The sequence below is a fragment of the Exiguobacterium sp. s80 genome, assembly GCF_018618725.1.
GTDB lineage: Bacteria > Bacillota > Bacilli > Exiguobacteriales > Exiguobacteriaceae > Exiguobacterium_A > Exiguobacterium_A oxidotolerans.
Genome location: NZ_JACSMP010000002.1, coordinates 20,747 through 41,651, shown reverse-complemented (window position 1 = coordinate 41,651; position 20,905 = coordinate 20,747). Strand labels below are relative to the sequence as shown.

Sequence of the window (20,905 nt, the reverse complement as noted above, 5' to 3'; positions counted from 1 at the left end):
TTAGTTGAAACAGCGGTGGCAGCAAGAGTTTTCTTGCTGCCACTTGAGGTTCTCTCTTTTAATTAGGCAGTAAAGTTCCCGTCGTAACTGATCATGACCGCTGATTGAACACCTTTCATATCTGAAAGTGTGTTTAAAAATTCCATATCGTCTTCTTTAACACGAATTTCGTAAGTTACCTCAAACTGATTACCGGGTAACACAGACTTTGATTTGACTGTATGTTTCTTCGCATAATTCTTGACGACGTGATCTACTAATTCAATGACTGAATTTTCGTTATATTTGATAACAAGTAAATAAGGATTTTCGATTTTGATTTTATTCACGAACAAAATTAAAACTAGACCAATGGCGATAGAACCTAATACTGCCAGAGGAACGAATCCTGCTCCACATAAAATCCCGACTACGATTGCCCAGAAAAGATAAACAATGTCCATCGGATCTTTAATCGGTGTCCGGAAACGGACGATCGATAGCGCACCAACCATACCAAGAGACAACAAGACATTTGACGAAATCCCCATGATAATGAGTGAAGTCGCCATCGTCATGATAATCAGCGAGATGTTGAACGTATGAGAATAAATCACGCCGGCAAATGTCTTTTTATATACCGTGTAAATCAATAAACCTAAAATAAACGCTGCCACTAAACCGATCAAAGAATCAACAATTGAAAAGCTCGTTGTTTTCTCTAAAATATTGGACTTGAAAATATCATCAAAAGTTACATTTTCCATTTCTATTCCTCCAAATGACTAATCTTTTATACGTTAGTCTTTTTTATTATCCGTACATTCGACTCATTTGATATTTTGAATACGTTCCTTTTCGTCTGTTACCAATCTGAAGAAGTTTTTTTATGACATCCGGTAGAAATTCGTCATACTTAATTTCTAAAATGACGACATCCGGATTCGTTTCAATCATCGGCAAATCAAAATTGAGAACGTCATTATTTCGAAAACTGGTTTTGATATCACTGTCAAACGTGACCCGGACATTCCCGTAATGATAAATGAACACTTCACGTTCATAATCCACTACGGTCATTGGTTTGATGTGATACATCTTCATTTCAATATAGAGTTCACGAATCAACATTCGTTCATCATGTTCCATCCAAGAAATCTCGCCATTTCGCATGTCTTCATACTCTTCAATGCGAATGCGACATTTTTGCTTGTACGTGAAATTATTACGCTTACTTTTCTTCTCCAAATGGAGAAGACTGATACGATGGTCATACAACCGCACACGAAATTTATCACGGTCGTAGTAGCCTTCTTTTTTTTGCGTTAGCACTTTATTATCGATGTTATCGAAATACACGCTTCGAATATGATATTTGCCTTCCTCGTTTGCATGAGGATCGACCTCCATAACGTGCTTCAATCGATGGCGAAGCAGGTAACAATCCATTTTTGATAGCTCGTGCTTAAGCTCCGTCCGCCCTTGTACACCATTCAACGTCTTTGCCTGCATAGCGTTCAACTCCCTTTTAATAACTTCCTCATGCCTTGATTATTAAAGATGAACCTTAAAAATTGCTTAAAGTTTTACGCGATTTGAACAAAAAAAAAAGGAAATCACAAATGCGTGATTTCCTTTTTAGGCAATTTAATTTGAAAAATACTTCCTTTTGATTCACCAGTATCGACTACTTTAATTGTGCCGCCATGACTAACGACAATCCAGTGGGCGATTGCTAAACCTAGACCGGTCCCACCGGTATCTCGTGTCCTCGCTTTATCTTCTCTAAAGAATCTTTCAAAAATTCGTTTTCTATTTTCCGGACTTATTCCAATGCCTGTATCACTTATTTCTATGATTATCTTATGTCCTTCCAGATATGTTTTCACCCCGATACTTCCATTTTCCGCGGTAAACTTTAATGCATTATCCAACAGGATGACGAACAGTTGATGCATCCTGCTCTTATCTGCTTCAATTTCTATCGGAGTATTTACATGAAGCCACATCGTTTTATCTTGCATTTCAGCAATTTCAAGATAGGGCTGACAGACACGTCGTACAAAATCATCTAAGTGGAACGTTTCTGTACTTAACAGGGTTTCCAATGAATCTGCACGGGCAAGCGTTAGCAAGTCGGTCGTCAGCTTCGACATGCGTCTTGTTTCAGATAAACTGAGTGCAATGCTCTCAAAAGAGTCTACAATTTTTTCATTAGGCTGGACCAATAACAATTCAAGCTTATTTTGAATGATCGTCAACGGGGTTCTTAACTCATGCGAAGCATTTTCCACAAATTCAGCCTGGCGATCCCAGGACTTAATGATTGGTTGCATTGTTTTTTTGGATAGTAAATAACTAATCGTAAGAGAAAGAACAATGCTTACAATTGAACAAATCAGTAAAATCCATCTGAAGTTTTCGGTTAGACTTTCTTCAGCATCTGTATTAATTAACAGTTGGGTGTAGGAAAAATCATCACTCTCATCATTCTCGTAAGACAAAGACCGAAAAGTATATTCATCCTTTAAGCGAACCTTCGTGACTTCATTCAAGGACTCTTCGTTAAAGCTTTGGTCTTCAAAATAATTTTGATAGAACTGCGTACCAATCTGATCTTCATTTACATTTTCGCCCTTACTATTCCACCGTAAGACAATGATTCGTGGATTTAACGGGGGCGCCAGCTGGTCCGGTTGTCCACGGTCAGCCGGCAGATTTTCTTGCTGATCTAAGTCTTCACGTTGTATTTTTTGTTTGAAATTATATAACTCCTCATCCGCTTTTTTATAAAGCGTACTTTGAACGAGTGTAAAAATAATCACGCTGAATATCGCAAAAATCAGCGTAAATGCAATAAAGTTCAACGACATAAACGTAAATTGCTGCTTGCTTATTATCTTGTTTTTATTCATGCGTCCTGACCTTCCTCGGATAACATATAACCTAATCCACGAAATGTCTTAATGTAACGATCGTAATCATATGCCTTTAATATTTTACGAAGATGACTTGTATAGACTTCGACGACTGTATTCGTCGTATCTGATTGAAAGCCCCAAATCCGGTCAAATATTTGTTCTTTCGTCACAATCGTTTCTTTGTTGTTAATGAGATACTCAAGTAGTTCAAATTGCTTTCGATTTAACTTAATCGACTCTCCGTTTAAAGTGGCAGTTTTAGTTTTTACATTCAGAATAAGCTCTTTAAACGAAATATTATTTTCTTTGAAATGCCCAATTGTCCTTCGAACGATTGCCTCTAACCGTAACAATAATTCTTCCCGGTGAAAGGGTTTCACTAAATAATCATCTGCACCTAGACGAAGACCCTGTATTTTATCATCAATCGCATCTTTAGCTGTTAAAATAATTACGGGTGTCGTGATGTCCTTTGACCGTAATGCCTGTAATACTTCGTATCCGTTCATAAGCGGCAACATCAAGTCTAAAATAATAATGTCATGGATGTTTTGCTCAGCTAAATAAAGCCCTTCTTCTCCGTCAAAGGCTTGAGAAGTTTCATATAATGTATTCGTAGACTCGACAATTGTATTGGACAGCATCACATCATCTTCAATAATTAGTATTTTCATAAGATCCTCACTTTTCAATTTAAACTTTATTCTGCACCACTGAGATTAGAGAAGAAACAATCTATTTCGCACGTGTAAAGTTTACCGTAAAAAAGATTGTATCAGACTAAAGATTAGACGGTATCATGATCCGATTAGAGTCGCTAAGTATGCTGATTTTAACTAAACCTTACATCCTTTATTTGATGTGTCTAACACCTTCTTAAAGGTTTGCAATTTTTTCATCTAGCGTAACACAATGAAATGCCATACAAATCAATTGCTTATTTTAATTTTGTAGACACAGAAAAAGGAGTTGTTTATTTGCACCCATATACCAAAAAAAGACCATCTGAAACGCTTCTTAACGTTTGAAATGGTCTTTCTTATCAACTCTATTCACTTATGATACGGCTCATTCCGATTAATCCGATATGCCCGATAAATCTGCTCACACAGAATCATCTTCATCAATTGATGGGGAAACGTCATCTTCGAGAAGGAAATCGTATCGTTCGCCCGCTGCATGACTTCCGGTGCGAGACCAAGCGATCCGCCGATGACAAACGCGATTTTGCTCTTGCCGTACGTCGCCAGTCGGTCGAGTTCTGTTGCAAACTGTTCACTTGTCCGTTGCTTTCCTTCGATAGCAAGTGCGTAGACATGAACGTCCGGTCCAATCTTCGCTAAAATCCGTTCGCCCTCTTTTTTCTTCACTTGCTGCATCTCGGCGTCACTCAATTGTTCCGGTGCTTTTTCGTCCGGGACCTCGATTTCTTGAATCGAACAATAGGCGCCAAGCCGTTTTGTATATTCGGCAATCCCTTGCTTCAAGTACTTCTCTTTCAGCTTTCCGACCGTGATAATGGTAATTTGCATCATTTTTCTCGCTTTCTGACAGAAAATTCAGGAGTTATCCACAGAGTTATCCACATGTCCACATGTTGATAATTATTTTTTGCTTGACACAAGATATGTTGCGGGCTGATCACAGTACTCACAAGTGACCGTTTTTTCTGAATTCACTTCTTCCAAAATCGGGTATTCTTCTGTTTCATCGACGACTTCGTCAAGTGCTAACTCGACATGTTCCAAACAGACATATTTATCCACAGGTCTTCTCCTCCTTTTCAGTTATCCACAGTTATCCGCTACCAGTATAACAAAAATCGGCTTCTTCAACCGCTTAAAAGTTATCCACATGCGTGGTATTCTCGCTTCTTTTCGTTCCATGATTAACCTGCTGCTCATCGTGTCGGCTGCACGCGACTCCTACAGGAAAAAGCACGGATCGTCCGTGCTGTCAGAGGAAAACGAGACCCTGGCATCTGCCGTCAGGCAAGAAGCCAACGGCTCGTTCCTCGCCTGAGGAAAGCGCGTGACAGCACATCACGATGACTCTTTCTCTTTCTTTCATATGCCCATTCATATCCCCAAACAAAAAAACTACCCGTACATGTACGAGTAGTTAATCTGAATCTGTTATTGCACCGTCGCCGCTTGTGCCGACAACTTCACATCAAGGGACTGTTTATCCCCATTCCGGTAGAACGTCACTTTGACGGTCTGTCCGACTTTCGCATCACGGTACAGGACACTCTTGAGATCTGCGAATGAATTAATCTTTGTCCCGTCGATTTCGACGATGACATCATTTGCTTTCATCCCTGCTTTTTCTGCTCCACTGTTGTTTGTCAGACCGACGACGACGATTCCTTTCGTCACGTCACTCGGCAGTTTCAGGCGGTCCTCACGGTAGCCGCTCGGGAACTCCTGGACGTCCCGAATCTGAATCCCGAGTTGCGGGCGAATGACTTCACCGTTCTGTTCGAGGTCACGCATGATCGGTAACGCTTCGTTGATCGGAATCGCAAAACCGACGCCTTCGACGCTTGCTTCCGCAATCTTCATCGAGTTGATGCCGATTAATTGACCGGATGTATTGATCAGTGCCCCGCCTGAGTTACCGGGATTGATCGCCGCGTCCGTCTGAATGACTTCCGTGTTGAAGTCCTGCTGCCCATCCTTGTTCGTATCGACCGGCACCGTCCGTTCCTGGGCACTGATGACACCACGCGTGACCGAGTTTGCGAAGATCCCGAGCGGGTTGCCGATCGCGAGGACCGTTTCACCGGCACGTAACGTATCGGAGTCACCGATTTTCGCGACCTGTGTCACTTTTGCTGCATCGATGGATAAGACGGCTAAATCATACGTCGGATCTTCGCCGAGGACTTTCGCTTCGAGCGCCGTTCCGTCTGATAACGTGACCGACAAGCTGCTTGCCCCTTCAACGACGTGATAGTTCGTCACGACATAGGCTTTATTGCCATCTTTTTTATAGATGACGCCGGATCCTGATCCTGTCTCTTGATCCGCACCGCGGAATGAACTTTGTAAGTTCGTCACACTGACGACGGCTTCTTTCGTTTTACTGACGGCACCGACGATATCATTCTCGGCTTCCGTCGCTGTCGTCGCTGCCTGTTCCGTCGTCACCGTCGAGGCTGGTGCCGGACTCGTCATTTGATCACGGGCAAATGGCCAGGCGATCAAGGCAATCAGTAAGGCGCCGATGACGCCGCCGATTAAACCGACAAAAAATGCTTTACCACCGCCACCACGCTTACGTGGAGGTTCGTCTGTTTCTTCATATGGTTCACGATAAGGACTGACCGGTTCTTCTTCAGTCGGTCGGCGCGGTGGAAATCCGCTCTCCTCATCGGTCGATTGATTGATCTGTTCCGATTCATTCCGTGGTTCTTCAGGTCGATCCATCGGCACATGCCTCCTTCATAAACTCTCTTTACACAAGTATACCCCCATCACCTGGCAAGTTAGCCAAATGTGGGGGTCTTTTGAGCATATTCAGTAATTTCCCATAATCAGAGCTTCAGGAGTGGTGTCGGAATGACGGGATCGGTATCAAGCAAATGAATCTTGCTGAGGTCGACATCCCGGCTCGCCAGTGTCTGGGAGACACTCATCCGGGCCAGTTCCTTCATGTTGTTGTCCTTGCTCAAATGGGCCATATGGATCCGTTTCGTCCGCTCGTCGAGCACCTCGCTCATCGCGACCGCCGCGTCTTCGTTCGAGACGTGACCGTAGTCGCCAAGGATTCGGCGTTTAACGCTCCACGGGTAGTGTCCCATCTGGAGCATCCCGATATCATGATTCGCTTCGAAGATGTAGGCATCGGCACCACGAATCGTCCCTTTCATCCGGTCCGAGACGTAGCCGGTATCCGTGATATGGGCGAGTCGTTTCCCTTCATGGGCGAACTGGAAGAACATCGGATCGGCTGCGTCATGGCTGACGTTAAACGATTCGACTTCGATATCGCCGAACTGTTTCACTTCGCCGACTTCCCAGAGGAACTTCAAGGCGGGATCAATCTTGCCGATTTTTGCTTCCATCGCGTCCCATGTCTTTTGGTTCGCATAGAGCGGGATGTTGTACTTGCGGGCTAAGATGCCGACCCCTTTAATATGATCCGAGTGTTCATGGGTGACGAACAGCCCATCGATGCCTTCCGGTGACCGGTGAATCTGGTCGAACAATGCAAGCATCGCTTTTCCTGTCAATCCGGCATCGACGAGCAGCCGGCTTTGTTCACTTTCGATGTAGAGGGCATTTCCCGTCGAGCCGCTCGCAAGAACGCTATAGTGTAGGCTCATCGTGTATTCCTCATTTCTCTGAAACTGTATCGAGGCGTTCGATCGTCTGAACACCCCCGTCAATCGCGTTGACGAAATAAAGTTCTTCCCCGTCGAGTTCGATCTGCCACGTCGGCGGTAAAATCTGGACCGATTTTGTCCCTTCCGTCACGAGACAGAAATAGCCAAGCTTATGGCCTGTCATTTTTTTCGAGGCCGGGAAAAGACCTTGCTCCGACAATTGGATGACGGCTTCGCTCGCTGACAACAACGTCACGTCCTGTGCTTGGCGGACGACTTCGTTCAAGTGACGTTGCTTATAGCTGACGATTTCCTTGTCATCGTTCAGCTGCAGGACGAGCAGGGACGGACCAATCATCGCCTCATCATCCCGTGATTGCTCCGGTGTCGAATACAGCGGTTGTCCTTTATACGTCTGCACGAACGTCATTTCATTTTGTTTATTATCAAACTTCCAAAACGTGTAGTCTGAACCGTGATTAACGGACGACTGGACGAATGAAGTCGCCGAGTCGCGCATCGCTTTTGCGTCGAGCGGTGACGGCTTCGACAACCGAACAGACCATTCGACCTGATTTTTGACTGATGTGATTGCATCTTTAATCGGTGAGCTCTCTTTTGGTGCCAGTGAGCTCGAATCGACTTCTGCCGTCAAATAACCGATGTCGCGAGACGCGGTCTGCAGTTGTTTTTCGTCAATCTTCCGATCTTTCAAAATCGTCTTTCCGGACGCCGTCGTCGCGACGATCCGTGGTTCAATCATCCGATCCATCAATTGAACGACCAGGTAGACGTTCAGGATGAGGAAAGTCAGAATCAACAACGTCTTTGCTTTACTCCAATCCATTCAACATTACCCCTCATTTCCAATTGCTTGATCGACTGTGCTCCATTCTCCATCCCGTTTGACGAACCATGCCGGTTCAAACAGGGCGTAGCGACTCGTCGCGATTTTGTATGTCATGCTGTAGCCGACTCGAATTCCGGTGATGTCCTGCATAAGGTCTGCTTGCTCCAGCTCTTTCACCGTCTGTTCAATCGTCGGTAACGTCGTTTCCTTTAACAAAAGTTTGCGGTCTGCCCGTAACATGCTCCGGCTGATCGACCGGATTTGATTTTCTTCGAACGTCATCTTGATCGTCGCTAAATCAAATTCTGGTTGTTCGAGCAACGGGCCAATTTCGCCGAAGACCGGATAACGATTCAAATAGAGACGGAAGATTGCCGTTTGTTGCTCTTCTTGACTACTCATTTGATCGAAGTAATAACGGAAGCCACTGCGTTGTGTGACTTGGTCGAGCCAGCCCCCATGAATATTGATGTAGCTGACGAGCGTACTGTAATCGACTGCCGTACTTTGTGTATTCGGTGACAGCGTGTTGAAACGATAGGCATTGTAATCCCGGTCGTACGTCGAGACGCTGACCCCATCCGTCAACACGTCGAGTCCGTCTCGTCCCTTGATTTGCTGCACATTCGTATTCGCTGTGAAGAACGCACTGCGAATCCGGTCGAGTGGTTTCGGGTCCTGTCCGACTTCGTCATAGACAAACACTTCTTCAAGACGAGGGGTCGCTGTTGCGACGTACGTGTAGTCACCACCTTTAAGCTCGACCTTCGTCATCGGTTTTTTCTTATCGTAGGCAAAGAGGCGTTTTAAGACTGTCTCGTCGCCGACCAATTGAAAGTCTTTAAAGCGACCAGTCGCTGACTCGAGCCGAAGAATCGGTCCGTCATAATCGAGCAGATAGAGCCGTTTAATCGGTTCAGCCATCGCAATCTCTTTTTCACCGAGTAGTTCTTCAAGCATCGCTGCCGTGACCGGTGTCGGGAAAATCATCTCGACACTCCGTTTGCTGAGCGGGATGTTTGAGGCTTTATCCGTCAAGACGAGGACACCGATATCAAACGAAGCACCAATCCGGTTCAAAATCGTCCGCCCGATGATTTGTGTCTGATAGGCTTCCACACCATTCGAATAGACGACGAGTTCGGGATTGACGAGCTGATTACTCTCAACCGTCTTTGAAGCATCAATCTCATTAAACGATACTTGTTCCTGCTCAATCGATTCACTACTTGGATGATATGTCCAAAGCATTGCCGTCTGAAAAATAGAACCACATACAAGTAGAATCAGCAGGGTCGTTTTCAGTCGTTGCTTCATCATCCGGCATCCACCTCTTCAATCACTTCATAAGGAAGGGTAAAGTAAATCGTCGTACCACGTCCCCATTCACTTTCTGCCCAAATGTCGCCGCCATGTGCCGAAACGACATCTTTCGCGATCGAGAGACCGAGACCTGTCCCACCAATCTTCCGTGCCCGTGCCTTATCGACACGATAGAAACGTTCGAAGATTTTTTGCAGGTTCGCTTTCGGAATCCCGACTCCCTCATCCTTGATGCTGATGACGATCCGTTTCGCCCGTAACATCGTCCGGACGGTAATCGTTCCGCCTTCCGGTGAATACTTGATCGCATTCGTCAAAATGTTATCGGCAACTTGAATCAACTTATCCTGGTCCCCACGAATATAAACTTTCCGTTTCATGATTTTCCGGCGGAAGCGAATCCGCTCCGGTTTTGTCATGTCATGACGATCGAGAATTTCATTAATGAACTGGATATAGTCGAAGCGCACTTTATTCATCTTGTATTCCTTACTATCCATTTTCGACAGTTGCAGGAGGTCTGTGACGAGACGAATCATCCGCTCCGTCTCATTTTGTGTCGTCTCAAGGAAGCGTGGTGCAAGTTCTTCGTCTTGATAGGCCCCTTCTGCGAGTGCTTCGAGATAACTCCGCATCGTCGTCAATGGAGTCCGGAGTTCGTGACTGACGTTCGCGACGAACTCGCGGCGGTCCTGTTCGACTTGCTCTTGTTCCGTGACGTCATGCAAGACGATGATCATTCCGGTAATCGGTCCACTGTGTTTCTTGACGGGCGAGAAGAATGCCCGGACGAGGAACAGTTCATCCTCACTACTGAAATCAAGCAAGCGTGGTGGCATTGTTCCGTCTTCCGGAATCATGAAGTCATCCCCGAGTGCGAGTAAATCCTTCAGATTCGTTCCGACCATGCCTGCCTCTTCGACGCCGACGATGTCTTTTGCCTGATCGTTCATCAAGATGACACGGAGCGTCCGGTCCGTTGCGATCACACCGTCCGTCATGTTTTCGAGGACGCTCGTCAACTTCCGTCGTTCCGCTTCCGTCGTCGCGTTTGCTTCGAGCAACTCGTCGGTCAATTCGTTGAACGACCGGGCCAGCTGTCCGATTTCGTCATCGGAATAGACTTTTACTTTCCGGGAGAAGTTCCCCCGGCGCATCTCAATCGCTTGCCGACGCATGTCGGAAATCGGTCGCGTGATCGTTCGAGATAACAGCACCCCGAGAATCGACGTGATGACAAGTGCAATCACTGTTCCCGTCGCTAGAATGCGGGTGACCTGTTGCATCTGTGAATAGATCGACTCCATCGATGCCCGGACATAAATCATCCCGATCGTCGAACCATCACCTTCTGACGTGACAGGTACGGCGAAGATTCGGATTTTATCTTCATTCGGATCAAGGACGGTATCGATTCGGGTCGAACTCGTCGCCTGTGCTTTTTTGATTAACGAGTTTGTCGCCCGTTGCCCCACCGCCGACTGGTTGTCCTCATCCGACGTCGCTTGAATGACAGAATCCTGATCGATGATTTGGACTTCGAGAATGTCGTTCCTTGAAGTGGAGCCACTACTAAACTCAGACAGCAGCTGCCCAAGAGACTCAGACAACTGCCGTTTAGAGGCTTCATCATCGCCTGCCTTATCAAATTCCTTCCCGACATTGTAAGCTACAAGTCCGGCTCGGTCCTCGACAGATTTTGAGAAGTTTGTAATGTACTGCTTTTCAAGGGAACGAACGAAATAGACTCCAATGACTTGCATCGCGACTAAAATCAGTAACGCGTAAATGACGACAAGCTTCCACTGGATGGATTTAAAGAAGTTCGTTCCTTTTAACATAGTTATTCATTCTCCCCATCTTGGAGATAATAACCGACACCACGGCGGGTCATGATATAGATCGGTGTACTCGGGTTGTCTTCGACTTTCTCACGTAGACGGCGTACCGTCACATCGACCGTCCGAACGTCGCCGAAGTAATCATAGCCCCAGACTGTCTGAAGAAGATGTTCGCGCGTCATGACTTGTCCGATGTTCTTCGCTAAATAATGCAACAGTTCGAATTCACGTTGTGTGAGTTCGATTTTTTCTTCACGCTTCGTGACCGTATGCGAATTCAAATGAATCGTCAACTCACCAATCGTAATATCATCAGGGTCATCACTGACTGGTTTTTCATCACGTCCTCGTTTTCGCATGTTCGCTTTGACACGTGCGAGTAGCTCGCGTGAACTAAACGGTTTCGTTACGTAATCATCCGCACCGAGTTCCAGTCCGAGTACTTTATCGATTTCTGAGTCTTTTGCCGTCAACATGATGATTGGTGTCTCAAGTGTTTTTCGGACTTCACGACAGACTTCCATCCCATCCATTAAAGGCAGCATGATGTCGAGCAAGATCAAGTCTGGTTTGAATTCCTCGACCTTCTCAAGTGCTTCAACGCCATCATTGGCAACAGCGACGCTGTAACCTTCTTTTTCAAGTTTAAATTTTAATATATCCGCAATCGGTTGTTCGTCGTCGACGACGAGTATTCTACGTTCCGTCAATGGGTGTTCCCCCTTAAAAAATTTCTATTCAATCTATTTTACCTGTTTTTTCGGCATATAGAAAGGTGGCGACGGAAACTACCGACGCCACACCCCTACCATTCAACCGATTTCATGTGGAACGTTCCACGTGAAACATTACTTTTAGTATACGCTCTTATCCTTTTGTTTGTGAATTATTTCGCTTATCAAAAGATATAAAAAAACAGGTGCGGCACCGATTGATGCCACGCCTGTTTGTATTCGACTTATGCTTCTTCGTAAAGATCACGAAGGACGACTGTCTGCTCGCGACCTGGTCCGACCGAGAACGTGACGAGTGAAATGTTCGTCAAATCTGCGATCCGTTTTACGTAGTTTTGAGCATTGATTGGAAGGTCTTCAAACTTACGAATCCCTGTAATATCTTCTTTCCAACCCGGTGACTCTTCGTAGACCGGGACACACGCTTCAAGATCACGGAAGCTTGCCGGGTACTCATCGATTTGTTTTCCGTTGAATTCGTATGATGTACAAATCTTCAACGTTTCAATCCCGGTCAAGACATCGATCGAGTTCAAGGACAGGTCTGTCAAACCACTCGTCCGACGTGAGTGACGAACGACAACCGAGTCGAACCAACCGACGCGACGCGGACGACCTGTCGTCGTACCATATTCGCGACCGACTTCACGGATGTGATGACCGATTTCATCGAACAATTCCGTTGGGAACGGACCATCACCAACACGTGACGTATAGGCCTTACAGACACCGACGACGTGGTCGATACGAGCAGGACCGACACCGACACCTGACGCGACGCCACCCGCTGAAGCATTTGATGATGTGACGAACGGATACGTTCCGTGGTCGAGATCGAGCAAGACACCTTGCGCTCCTTCGAACAACACTTTTTCCCCTTTATCGAGGCTATCGTTGACGACGACTGATGTATCGCAGACATACTTCGCGAATTCTTGACCATACGCGTAGTATTCTTCAAAGATATCATCAAAGGCAATCGGCTCTGCGTCGTACATTTTCGTAAACATCCGGTTCTTCTGTTCAAGCACGATTTGAAGTTTTTCAGCGAACGTTTCTTTATCGAGTAAGTCTGCCATCCGGATCCCGATCCGTGCTGCTTTATCCATGTAGCACGGTCCGATTCCTTTCAGCGTCGTTCCGACTTTCGCGTCGCCTTTTGCTTCTTCTTCGAGCTGATCTTGCAATTGATGGTATGGCAAGATAACATGAGCACGATTTGAAATTAATAAGTTATCCGTAGAAACACCACGATCGTGCAGATACTTTAATTCCTTGACGAGCGATTTCGGATTGACGACTAGGCCATTTCCGATGACACATTTCTTGTCTGAGTAAAAGATCCCTGAAGGAATCAAGTGTAACTTATACGTCTCATTATTGAATACGATTGTATGTCCTGCATTGTCCCCACCTTGATAACGAGCGACGACATCGGCTTTTTTCGAAAGGAAATCGGTAATTTTACCTTTCCCTTCGTCGCCCCACTGTGTTCCGACTACTACTACTGATGACATATTCTCATCCACCTCCACGTACGATTCAAAACCACGACTAAGTGTAACGCGGAAAAAAACAGAAGTCAATCAAATACCGAACAATTAATTAATGTATTTCTGTTTCGTTCGTTTAATTACTCCTTTCTGCTTCCTTTTTTCCTTTACTTTCAAGATATCGAAACATAATGATTCTTCCCGATGACTTCGTTTGTCCAAATCGTTATGCTTCCTTTATGTGCTTTACTCTCGTCTTGTTTATCAAAATCGGGGAGCTAGGCTACAGACAAGCTCATATCGAAACCTTTTACATACGCCTGCCGCGCTTTTCCTCTCCGAATCGACTTCTGAGCGGCAATCCCTTGCGCCGCTTCGCTTCGCTGCAGGGTCGCGCCTGATTGCTGTTCGTTCGAAAGCGATTCAATTCGGAACGCGCGACTCAACAAATCGATCCCCAATGATCCATACGACCCGCTACACAAGCCAACCGTTTCGCTTTTCGTGACTCCTACGGGAAAAAGTGCAAGATTTCTTGCACTGTCAGAGGCAGGCAAGACCCTGCTCCGTGTTCGTCAGAACAAAGGGGCAACGGCTTGCGCCTCGCCCGAGGAAAGCACGAGAAGAAAGAAACGGTTGTCAGCTCACCTCGTTCATAAAACACGCTACCCACATGCTTCGCTTTTCGTGACTCCTACGGGAAAAAGCACAAGACGTCTTGTGCTGTCAGAGGCAGGCAAGACCCTGCTTCGTGTTCGTCAGAACGAAGGAGCAACGGCTTGCGCCTCGCCCGAGGAAAGCACGAGAAGAAAGACACGGTTGTCAGAAAGCAGAAAGCAAAAAGCCCCGTTCACAACATTGAATTTATCTTGTCCACACGTGAACTAAACTAACACCCTAGTCATGATTTTCTACAAACAAAAACACCCCGACCTGGTTAGATCGAGGTGTTGCTTGTTACGCCGGTGGAGCATACGAATTACTCGGCTCAAGATCGACGAATTTATTAAATTCTTTCCGGAAAGCGAGTTTAACCGTACCGGTCGGACCATTCCGCTGTTTCGCGATGATGATCTCGATCGTATTCGCATCTTCCGTTTCTTTGTTGTAGTAATCGTCCCGGTATAAGAAAGCGACGATATCAGCATCTTGCTCAATCGCCCCTGATTCCCGAATATCCGACATCATCGGTCGTTTATCTTGACGACTCTCCACACCACGCGAGAGCTGTGATAAGGCGATGACGGGCACTTCGAGTTCACGTGCGAGCGACTTCAAGGAACGGGAAATCTCCGAGACTTCTTGTTGACGGTTATCGCTTGAGCGACCGTTCCCTTGAATCAGCTGCAAGTAATCAATCATGATCATGCCGAGTCCGTGCTCTTGCTTTAAGCGACGACACTTCGCCCGGATATCATTGACACGAATCCCTGGCGTATCATCGATGTAAATCCCTGCTTGCGACAAACTACTCATCGCGAGCGACAGTTTACCCCAATCTTCATCTTCGAGTTGCCCCGTCCGGAGACGTTGCGCATCGACGTTGCCTTCTGCACACAACATCCGCATGACGAGTTGTTCCGCACCCATCTCAAGACTAAAGATGGCAACATTCTCGTCGGCACGGGTGGCAACGTTTTGCGAGATGTTCAAGGCGAATGCCGTCTTCCCGACAGACGGACGGGCGGCGACGATGATTAAATCGTTACGCTGGAACCCGGCCGTCACTTGATCGAGGTCGCGGAAGCCGGTCGGAATCCCGGTCGTTTCACCGCTTTGCTTATGCAATTTATCAATCGTCGCATACGCGCTCGTCAAGACGTCAGAAATCGGGATAAAGCTTGCGCTCCCCTTGCCTTGCGATACTTCAAGAATCTTCCGTTCTGCCTCATTCAGCAGCACATCGACTTCATTTTGTCGTTCGTACCCGTCTGTGACGATTTCATTCGCTGTCCGGATTAAACGGCGGAGCGTTGATTTTTGGTCGACGACATTGACGTAATAATTGATATTCGCTGCTGTCGGGACACCTTCCGCAAGCTCACCGAGATAGGCAAGCCCGCCGATTTCTTCTAAGACACCGAGCGTACTCAGTTCCGCCGTGACTGTGACAAGATCGATTGCTTCGCCACGGTCCGACAACACGAGCATCGCTTCAAAAATCCGTTGGTGTGCCGCCCGATAAAAATCGTGTGGCAATAATCGTTCGGACGCACTGATCAATCGATCAGCATCAATCATGATCGCCCCAAGGACGGCTTGTTCCGCCTCGATACTTTGGGGTGGCGTATTTTGCATTACATCACTCATCACCGATCCCCTTTTCTCATCACGCTTCTTTGACCTGAACGTTTAGCGTCGCTGTGACTTCATTGTGCAGTTTTAACGGCACTTTCGTGAATCCGAGGGCTTTGATCGGGTGTTCAAGCTCGATTTTACGTTTGTCGATTTTGTAACCCATGCTCTTCAATGCTTCTGCAATTTGTTTACTCGTGACTGAACCGAAGACACGACCGCCTTCGCCCGCTTTCGTCGAAACGACAATCGTTTCTTTTTCAATCTTCTCTTTTAAAGCTTCTGCATCAAGCAATGCTTGTTTCGCTTGCTCTGCTGCTTTACGTTCATGTGCTTCATGTTGTTTTAAGTTCCCTGTTGTCGCGGGACGCGCTAATTTCTTTTTGAATAACACGTTATTTGCATATGCATCTGCGACTTCTTTCACGTCTCCTGCTTTACCTTGTCCTTTAACGTCTTGCAATAAAATAACTTTCATTCGATTTCCTCTCCTTTTGTTTCATCTTCTAGATAACGATCGATTGCTTGTCTTAATTCATCCGCGACCGTGATGATCGATTCCGCCATCTGCGTCGCCGCATTCGTTAAGTGACCACCGCCACCTAACGTCTCCATGATTAACTGGACATTGACCTCACCGAGCGACCGGGCACTGATTGCCGTCCGGCCATCTTGGAGCTCAGCGATGACGAAGGCGGCACGGATTCCTTGTAAGGATAACAGTTGATCCGCCGTTTGGGCGATCAAGACTTGATCATGGATGACCCCCGGCTCCGCTGTCGCGATCGCCATACCTGCTTTATAGATTTCCGTCCGCTCGAGAATATGCGACTGTTCGACATACGTCTCGAGGTTTTGACTAAGGAACTCTTGGACGAGGACCGTGTCTGCGCCTTGCGAACGCAAGTAGGAGGCCGCATCAAACGTCCGCGAGCCTGTCCGGATCGTAAAGCCTTTCGTGTCGACGATGATTCCTGCAAGTAACGCCGTCGCTTCAAGCATTGACAGCTTTTCGTTCGTCGGTTGGTATTCAATCAACTCTGTGACGAGTTCTGACGTCGAAGATGCATATGGTTCAAGATAGACGAGCACTGGCTCCTCGATGAAATCTTCTCCGCGACGATGATGATCGATGACGACCATTCGTTCGAACTGATCCAGTAATGCCGGAACGACGACAAGCGACGGTTTATGCGTGTCGACGATAATCAATAACGCTTGATCGTCGACGAGTTGCTCAGCTTGGAACGAATTGATGAAACGCGACTCCAGTTTCTCGTCTTCACTGATTTCCGACATCATCCGTCGAATCCCTTGACCGATTTCTGCATCCGGTAATACGATATGCGCTTCCTTATCGTTCATCTCGGCAAGCTTGAGAATACCAATCGATGCTCCAAGTGAATCCATGTCAGGGTTTCGATGACCCATGACGAGGATTCGACTCGATTCCTGCATCAAGTCACGCAACGAATTGGCGATGACCCGTGCCCGGACACGCGTCCGTTTTTCTGTCGGATTCGTTTTCCCACCATAAAAGCGGACTTTCCCGTCACGTTTGATGACGACCTGGTCACCCCCGCGTCCGAGTGCTAAGTCAAGACTCGACTGCGCCATCTGACCGAGAACAGGTATCGCGTCACTGCCACAGCCAATTCCGATTGACAGCGTTAATTGCACCCCACGTTGACTCGTCTCGTCTCGGACAATGTCTAAGATGGAAAACTTCGTCCGCTCAAGAATCCGTAGATTCTCTTCTGTCGTCACGACAAAGTATCGGTCTGAGGCGGTACGTTTTATATAGGTGCCGTGATCCGCCGCCCAATGATTCAATAACTGGGTGACCCGACTATTTAATTCACTTCTTAATTGATCTTCAATCCCTTGCGTCATCTCATCATAGTTATCGAGATAAATGACGCCGATGACGGTTTGATTGTCGACGAGTTGTTGTTCAACTTGCGCCTCTTCTGTCATATCAAATAGATAGAACGTCCGATTTTCACGATTCGAGAAGACACGATAGACGGACTCACCAATCTCAAGTGTCGCTTGATCTTCATCCGTCGCCATCATTTCAACGAACAAGGGATCGAGATCGAGTAACAGATGCCCCATTGCCAAGTCGTCAAAGATTTCACGCATCGGATCATTGAACCATGTGACGTGCGTTTCCTCATCATATAGTAAGATTCCAATCGGCATATTCGTCAAAGCATCTTGCCCTGTATCCTCGACTTGAATCGATATTCTTTCGACATATGCTTCCCAGGACTTTCGTGCCCGCTGCTCTTCTAATAGATGAAGGACAAAAAGAACAGTCGTCACGAACGCACCAATTGCTGCGATGATTGGATTACTAATTGCGACGACGAGAAGTAGACCGACGATTAATAGATACGGAACGAAGCGAACAACCCGCCGTTCCCGTTCTGATGATACTTGTTGACCTGACTCCATCGCGTCCTCCTTAAATACTTCTAATTAAAAATTCGTTAACTTGTTTATTATAACCGAAAAATAGGACCGGTTGAAAGCGAAGCGAAAAAAAGCGCCCTTCCTTCGAAAAGGAAAAGCGCTTCACCGTAATCAGTCAGCTACGTATGGGATTAAAGCCATTTGACGTGAACGTTTGATTGCGATTGTAAGTGGACGTTGGTATTTCGCTGAAGTACCAGTCACACGACGTGGAAGAATCTTACCGCGTTCCGAAATGAAACGTTTGAGAAGTTCTACGTCTTTATAATCGATATGAGTGATGTGGTTCGACGTGAAGTAACATACTTTACGACGACGTTTTCCACCTGGACGACGTGCCATGTGATTAACCTCCTTTTTAGAGTAAATTTTTCAGTCCAACGTTCCCATTAGAATGGGAGATCGTCGTCTGAAAGATCGATCGAACTTCCACCGCTGAACGGATCAGCGCCGAAGCCCGAGTTCGATGAAGATGAAGCGGGTGCTGGCGAGGAAGAGTTGTTCTGCTGTTGCTGTGAACCCCATCCTGCAGCATTCCCGTTTCCACCTGTATTTGAATTCGAAGAATAGCTGTCACTATCTGAAGAACGGCTTGCATTGCGTGATTCTAGGAATCGAACACTATCCGCGACGACTTCAGCACGATATCGACGTTGACCCTCTTTATCGTCATAACTGCTAATCTGTAGGCGACCCTCGACACCTGCGAGACTACCTTTTTTCAAATACTGAGCAACGTTCTCTGCTTGCTTGCGCCATACGACGCAATCGATGAAATCAGCTTCTCGCTTCCCATCTTGTCCCGTAAATGGACGGTCACATGCGAGTGTGAATCGCGTTACCGCAATCCCGCTCTGCGTATAACGCATTTCAGGGTCACGAGTTAACCGACCGACTAAAACGACGCGGTTAATCATCAGAATCACTCTCCTGTTTCAGCTTATTTCTCGTCTTTTGTGATCATTAAGCGAACGATATCGTCACTGATCTTCATGAGACGGTCAAGTTCTTTAGTAGCTGCTGGTTCAGCAGTCACGTTAAGAAGAACATAGAATCCTTCACGCATATCATTGATTTCGTAAGCGAAACGACGTTTACCCATTTCAGTTGTTTTTTCAACTGTACCACCGTTGTCAGTGAGGACTTTGTTGAAACGCTCAACTAGAGCTTTTCGTGCTTCCTCATCAACTTCCGGACGGATGATGTAAAGTACTTCGTATTTACGCATATCTGTCACCTCCTCTTGGACTGGCGGCTCGATTCATCGAGCAAGGAGCAATAATTCATTACTCACATTTGTTAATACTATCAAAGTATTTTGGTTTATGCAATAACGATTCGTTCGCTCTGCTTAAACGTTGAAGCGGAATGTGACAACATCGCCATCTTGGAAGACATATTCTTTACCTTCAGAACGGTAACGTCCTTGTTCTTTGACTGTCGCCATGTTTCCAGCTGCTGCTAAGTCATCGTATGCGACAACTTCAGCACGGATGAATCCACGTTCGAAGTCAGAGTGGATGACACCGGCACATTGTGGTGCTTTCATCCCTTTTTTGAACGTCCAGGCACGAACTTCTTTTTCGCCCGCTGTGAAGTATGTCGCGAGACCGAGCGTGTTATAAGCTGCATGGATCAATTGATCGAGACCTGACTCTTCGATTCCGAGGTCAACGAGGAACTCTTGACGTTCTTCCGGTTCGAGTTCAGCGATTTCTTCTTCGATCCGGGCACAGATGATGATGACTTCCGCCCCTTCTTTTGCTGCGAACTCACGCACGAGACGAACGTTTTCGTTACTGTCTGCATCCGCGACTTCATCTTCACCGACGTTTGCGACATAAAGCATCGGTTTCATTGTCAACAATTGGAAGTGTTTCACGATTGCCGCTTGATCTTCGTTTAATTCTGCAAGACGTGCTGGTTTTTCGTCTTCGAGCAATGCGAGGACGATTTCAAGTGCTTCGAGTTCGCCTGCTGCGTTTTTATCACGTGACTTAACTTGTTTTTGGACACGTTGGATCCGTTTTTCAACCAATTCGAGATCGGCCAAAATCAACTCGAGGTTGATTGTTTCGATATCATCGATCGGTGATACTTTACCTGAGACGTGTGTGATGTTTTCGTCGACGAAGCAACGGACGACCTGACAAATCGCATCGACTTCACGAATGTTTGCTAAGAATTTATTTCCTAATCCTTCACCCTTTGACGCGCCTTTAACGATTCCGGCGATATCCGTGAATTCGAATGCTGTCGGGATGGTCTTCTTCGGGTTGACGAGTTCTGTCAATTTACGAAGACGTGCATCGGGTACTTCGACGACACCTACGTTCGGATCGATTGTTGCGAACGGATAGTTCGCCGCCTCGACACCTGCTTGAGTAATTGCGTTAAAAAGTGTTGATTTTCCTACGTTTGGTAAGCCAACGATTCCTGCTGTTAATCCCACTTGGAATTCCTCCTTTTCGGTATTTCCTAGGAAATCCGTGCTAGCGGCCGCAGTGGGTAGATTGATTACACCACGTCAGCACATCTTTCACAATTATAGATAGTTCAATTTTTTTAAGCAAGGAGATGGGAATTCTTTTTTAAAGAGTTTGCTAATTCACCTAGCCGCTTAATCAAAACTTAGACTTCTCCTTAACCTTTTTTCCACCA

Annotated in this window: 20 protein-coding genes; all 20 read right to left on the bottom strand. The window is 46.3% G+C overall.

Annotated elements, in window-relative coordinates:
* Positions 1 to 62: 62 nt before the first annotated feature.
* Positions 63 to 746 carry a DUF4956 domain-containing protein gene (locus tag KNP94_RS06765; RefSeq protein WP_088838290.1) on the bottom strand — a complete coding sequence of 228 codons (684 nt, stop codon included), beginning with the start codon at positions 744 to 746 and terminating at the stop codon, positions 63 to 65.
* Positions 747 to 792: 46 nt separating this feature from the next.
* The gene (locus KNP94_RS06760) at positions 793 to 1,491 is read right to left on the bottom strand and encodes a polyphosphate polymerase domain-containing protein (RefSeq protein WP_215115467.1); all 699 of its coding nucleotides are present in this window, start codon (positions 1,489 to 1,491) and stop codon (positions 793 to 795) included.
* Between the two features lie 104 nt (positions 1,492 to 1,595).
* Entirely contained in the window at positions 1,596 to 2,894 is a 1,299-nt protein-coding gene (locus tag KNP94_RS06755) for a sensor histidine kinase (protein ID WP_088838292.1), read from the bottom strand.
* Complete coding sequence (locus tag KNP94_RS06750; protein ID WP_088838293.1) at positions 2,891 to 3,574, bottom strand: response regulator transcription factor; 684 nt, start codon at positions 3,572 to 3,574, stop codon at positions 2,891 to 2,893. Before KNP94_RS06750 ends, KNP94_RS06755 begins: the two co-directional genes overlap by 4 nt.
* Before the next feature lie 378 nt (positions 3,575 to 3,952).
* Positions 3,953 to 4,432 (bottom strand): 23S rRNA (pseudouridine(1915)-N(3))-methyltransferase RlmH, encoded by a 480-nt coding sequence (gene rlmH, locus KNP94_RS06745; RefSeq protein ID WP_012371884.1) that lies wholly within the window; start codon positions 4,430 to 4,432, stop codon positions 3,953 to 3,955.
* Between the two features lie 72 nt (positions 4,433 to 4,504).
* The gene (locus tag KNP94_RS06740; protein ID WP_084157652.1) at positions 4,505 to 4,666 is read right to left on the bottom strand and encodes a CxxH/CxxC protein; all 162 of its coding nucleotides are present in this window, start codon (positions 4,664 to 4,666) and stop codon (positions 4,505 to 4,507) included.
* 369 nt (positions 4,667 to 5,035) lie between these two features.
* Positions 5,036 to 6,331, bottom strand: a complete 1,296-nt coding sequence (locus KNP94_RS06735; protein WP_215115466.1) for a S1C family serine protease — start codon at positions 6,329 to 6,331, stop codon at positions 5,036 to 5,038.
* Positions 6,332 to 6,438: 107 nt separating this feature from the next.
* A complete protein-coding gene (locus KNP94_RS06730) occupies positions 6,439 to 7,230 on the bottom strand; it encodes an MBL fold metallo-hydrolase (protein WP_029332152.1) in 792 nt (263 codons plus the stop codon).
* Between the two features lie 10 nt (positions 7,231 to 7,240).
* Complete coding sequence (locus KNP94_RS06725; protein WP_088838295.1) at positions 7,241 to 8,077, bottom strand: two-component system regulatory protein YycI; 837 nt, start codon at positions 8,075 to 8,077, stop codon at positions 7,241 to 7,243.
* Between the two features lie 6 nt (positions 8,078 to 8,083).
* The gene (locus KNP94_RS06720) at positions 8,084 to 9,400 is read right to left on the bottom strand and encodes a YycH family regulatory protein (protein WP_088838296.1); all 1,317 of its coding nucleotides are present in this window, start codon (positions 9,398 to 9,400) and stop codon (positions 8,084 to 8,086) included.
* Positions 9,397 to 11,244, bottom strand: coding sequence for a cell wall metabolism sensor histidine kinase WalK (gene walK / locus KNP94_RS06715; RefSeq protein ID WP_029332155.1), 1,848 nt, complete (start codon positions 11,242 to 11,244; stop codon positions 9,397 to 9,399). The genes KNP94_RS06720 and walK overlap by 4 nt, the downstream gene beginning before the upstream one ends.
* Positions 11,245 to 11,246: 2 nt before the next feature.
* Positions 11,247 to 11,954: a response regulator YycF gene (gene yycF / locus KNP94_RS06710; RefSeq protein WP_088838297.1), complete on the bottom strand. Its 708-nt coding sequence runs from the start codon at positions 11,952 to 11,954 to the stop codon at positions 11,247 to 11,249.
* Between the two features lie 248 nt (positions 11,955 to 12,202).
* Entirely contained in the window at positions 12,203 to 13,495 is a 1,293-nt protein-coding gene (locus tag KNP94_RS06705; RefSeq protein ID WP_215115465.1) for an adenylosuccinate synthase, read from the bottom strand.
* Between the two features lie 933 nt (positions 13,496 to 14,428).
* Positions 14,429 to 15,781 carry a replicative DNA helicase gene (gene dnaB, locus KNP94_RS06700; protein WP_029332158.1) on the bottom strand — a complete coding sequence of 451 codons (1,353 nt, stop codon included), beginning with the start codon at positions 15,779 to 15,781 and terminating at the stop codon, positions 14,429 to 14,431.
* Between the two features lie 19 nt (positions 15,782 to 15,800).
* Positions 15,801 to 16,244 carry a 50S ribosomal protein L9 gene (rplI, locus tag KNP94_RS06695; protein WP_029332159.1) on the bottom strand — a complete coding sequence of 148 codons (444 nt, stop codon included), beginning with the start codon at positions 16,242 to 16,244 and terminating at the stop codon, positions 15,801 to 15,803.
* Positions 16,241 to 18,226 (bottom strand): DHH family phosphoesterase, encoded by a 1,986-nt coding sequence (locus KNP94_RS06690; RefSeq protein ID WP_088838298.1) that lies wholly within the window; start codon positions 18,224 to 18,226, stop codon positions 16,241 to 16,243. Before KNP94_RS06690 ends, rplI begins: the two co-directional genes overlap by 4 nt.
* Before the next feature lie 129 nt (positions 18,227 to 18,355).
* Positions 18,356 to 18,586, bottom strand: coding sequence for a 30S ribosomal protein S18 (gene rpsR, locus KNP94_RS06685; RefSeq protein WP_012371896.1), 231 nt, complete (start codon positions 18,584 to 18,586; stop codon positions 18,356 to 18,358).
* Positions 18,587 to 18,633: 47 nt separating this feature from the next.
* Complete coding sequence (locus tag KNP94_RS06680; RefSeq protein WP_029332161.1) at positions 18,634 to 19,161, bottom strand: single-stranded DNA-binding protein; 528 nt, start codon at positions 19,159 to 19,161, stop codon at positions 18,634 to 18,636.
* A gap of 23 nt (positions 19,162 to 19,184) precedes the next feature.
* Positions 19,185 to 19,472, bottom strand: coding sequence for a 30S ribosomal protein S6 (gene rpsF, locus KNP94_RS06675; RefSeq protein WP_012371898.1), 288 nt, complete (start codon positions 19,470 to 19,472; stop codon positions 19,185 to 19,187).
* Positions 19,473 to 19,595: 123 nt separating this feature from the next.
* The gene (gene ychF / locus KNP94_RS06670; RefSeq protein ID WP_029332162.1) at positions 19,596 to 20,696 is read right to left on the bottom strand and encodes a redox-regulated ATPase YchF; all 1,101 of its coding nucleotides are present in this window, start codon (positions 20,694 to 20,696) and stop codon (positions 19,596 to 19,598) included.
* Positions 20,697 to 20,905: the final 209 nt, after the last annotated feature.

Bases quoted from the DNA above. Each gene is read 5' to 3' on its own strand.
- dnaB (WP_029332158.1), bottom strand. From the start codon at position 15,781: ATGAGTGATGTAATGCAAAATACGCCACCCCAAAGTATCGAGGCGGAA.
- rpsR (WP_012371896.1), bottom strand. From the start codon at position 18,586: ATGGCACGTCGTCCAGGTGGAAAACGTCGTCGTAAAGTATGTTACTTC.
- KNP94_RS06720 (WP_088838296.1), bottom strand. From the start codon at position 9,400: ATGATGAAGCAACGACTGAAAACGACCCTGCTGATTCTACTTGTATGT.
- KNP94_RS06750 (WP_088838293.1), bottom strand. From the start codon at position 3,574: ATGAAAATACTAATTATTGAAGATGATGTGATGCTGTCCAATACAATT.
- KNP94_RS06765 (WP_088838290.1), bottom strand. From the start codon at position 746: ATGGAAAATGTAACTTTTGATGATATTTTCAAGTCCAATATTTTAGAG.
- KNP94_RS06755 (WP_088838292.1), bottom strand. From the start codon at position 2,894: ATGAATAAAAACAAGATAATAAGCAAGCAGCAATTTACGTTTATGTCG.
- rlmH (WP_012371884.1), bottom strand. From the start codon at position 4,432: ATGCAAATTACCATTATCACGGTCGGAAAGCTGAAAGAGAAGTACTTG.
- KNP94_RS06705 (WP_215115465.1), bottom strand. From the start codon at position 13,495: ATGTCATCAGTAGTAGTAGTCGGAACACAGTGGGGCGACGAAGGGAAA.
- KNP94_RS06735 (WP_215115466.1), bottom strand. From the start codon at position 6,331: ATGGATCGACCTGAAGAACCACGGAATGAATCGGAACAGATCAATCAA.
- walK (WP_029332155.1), bottom strand. From the start codon at position 11,244: ATGTTAAAAGGAACGAACTTCTTTAAATCCATCCAGTGGAAGCTTGTC.
- KNP94_RS06730 (WP_029332152.1), bottom strand. From the start codon at position 7,230: ATGAGCCTACACTATAGCGTTCTTGCGAGCGGCTCGACGGGAAATGCC.
- rplI (WP_029332159.1), bottom strand. From the start codon at position 16,244: ATGAAAGTTATTTTATTGCAAGACGTTAAAGGACAAGGTAAAGCAGGA.
- rpsF (WP_012371898.1), bottom strand. From the start codon at position 19,472: ATGCGTAAATACGAAGTACTTTACATCATCCGTCCGGAAGTTGATGAG.
- KNP94_RS06725 (WP_088838295.1), bottom strand. From the start codon at position 8,077: ATGGATTGGAGTAAAGCAAAGACGTTGTTGATTCTGACTTTCCTCATC.
- KNP94_RS06760 (WP_215115467.1), bottom strand. From the start codon at position 1,491: ATGCAGGCAAAGACGTTGAATGGTGTACAAGGGCGGACGGAGCTTAAG.
- KNP94_RS06680 (WP_029332161.1), bottom strand. From the start codon at position 19,161: ATGATTAACCGCGTCGTTTTAGTCGGTCGGTTAACTCGTGACCCTGAA.
- KNP94_RS06690 (WP_088838298.1), bottom strand. From the start codon at position 18,226: ATGGAGTCAGGTCAACAAGTATCATCAGAACGGGAACGGCGGGTTGTT.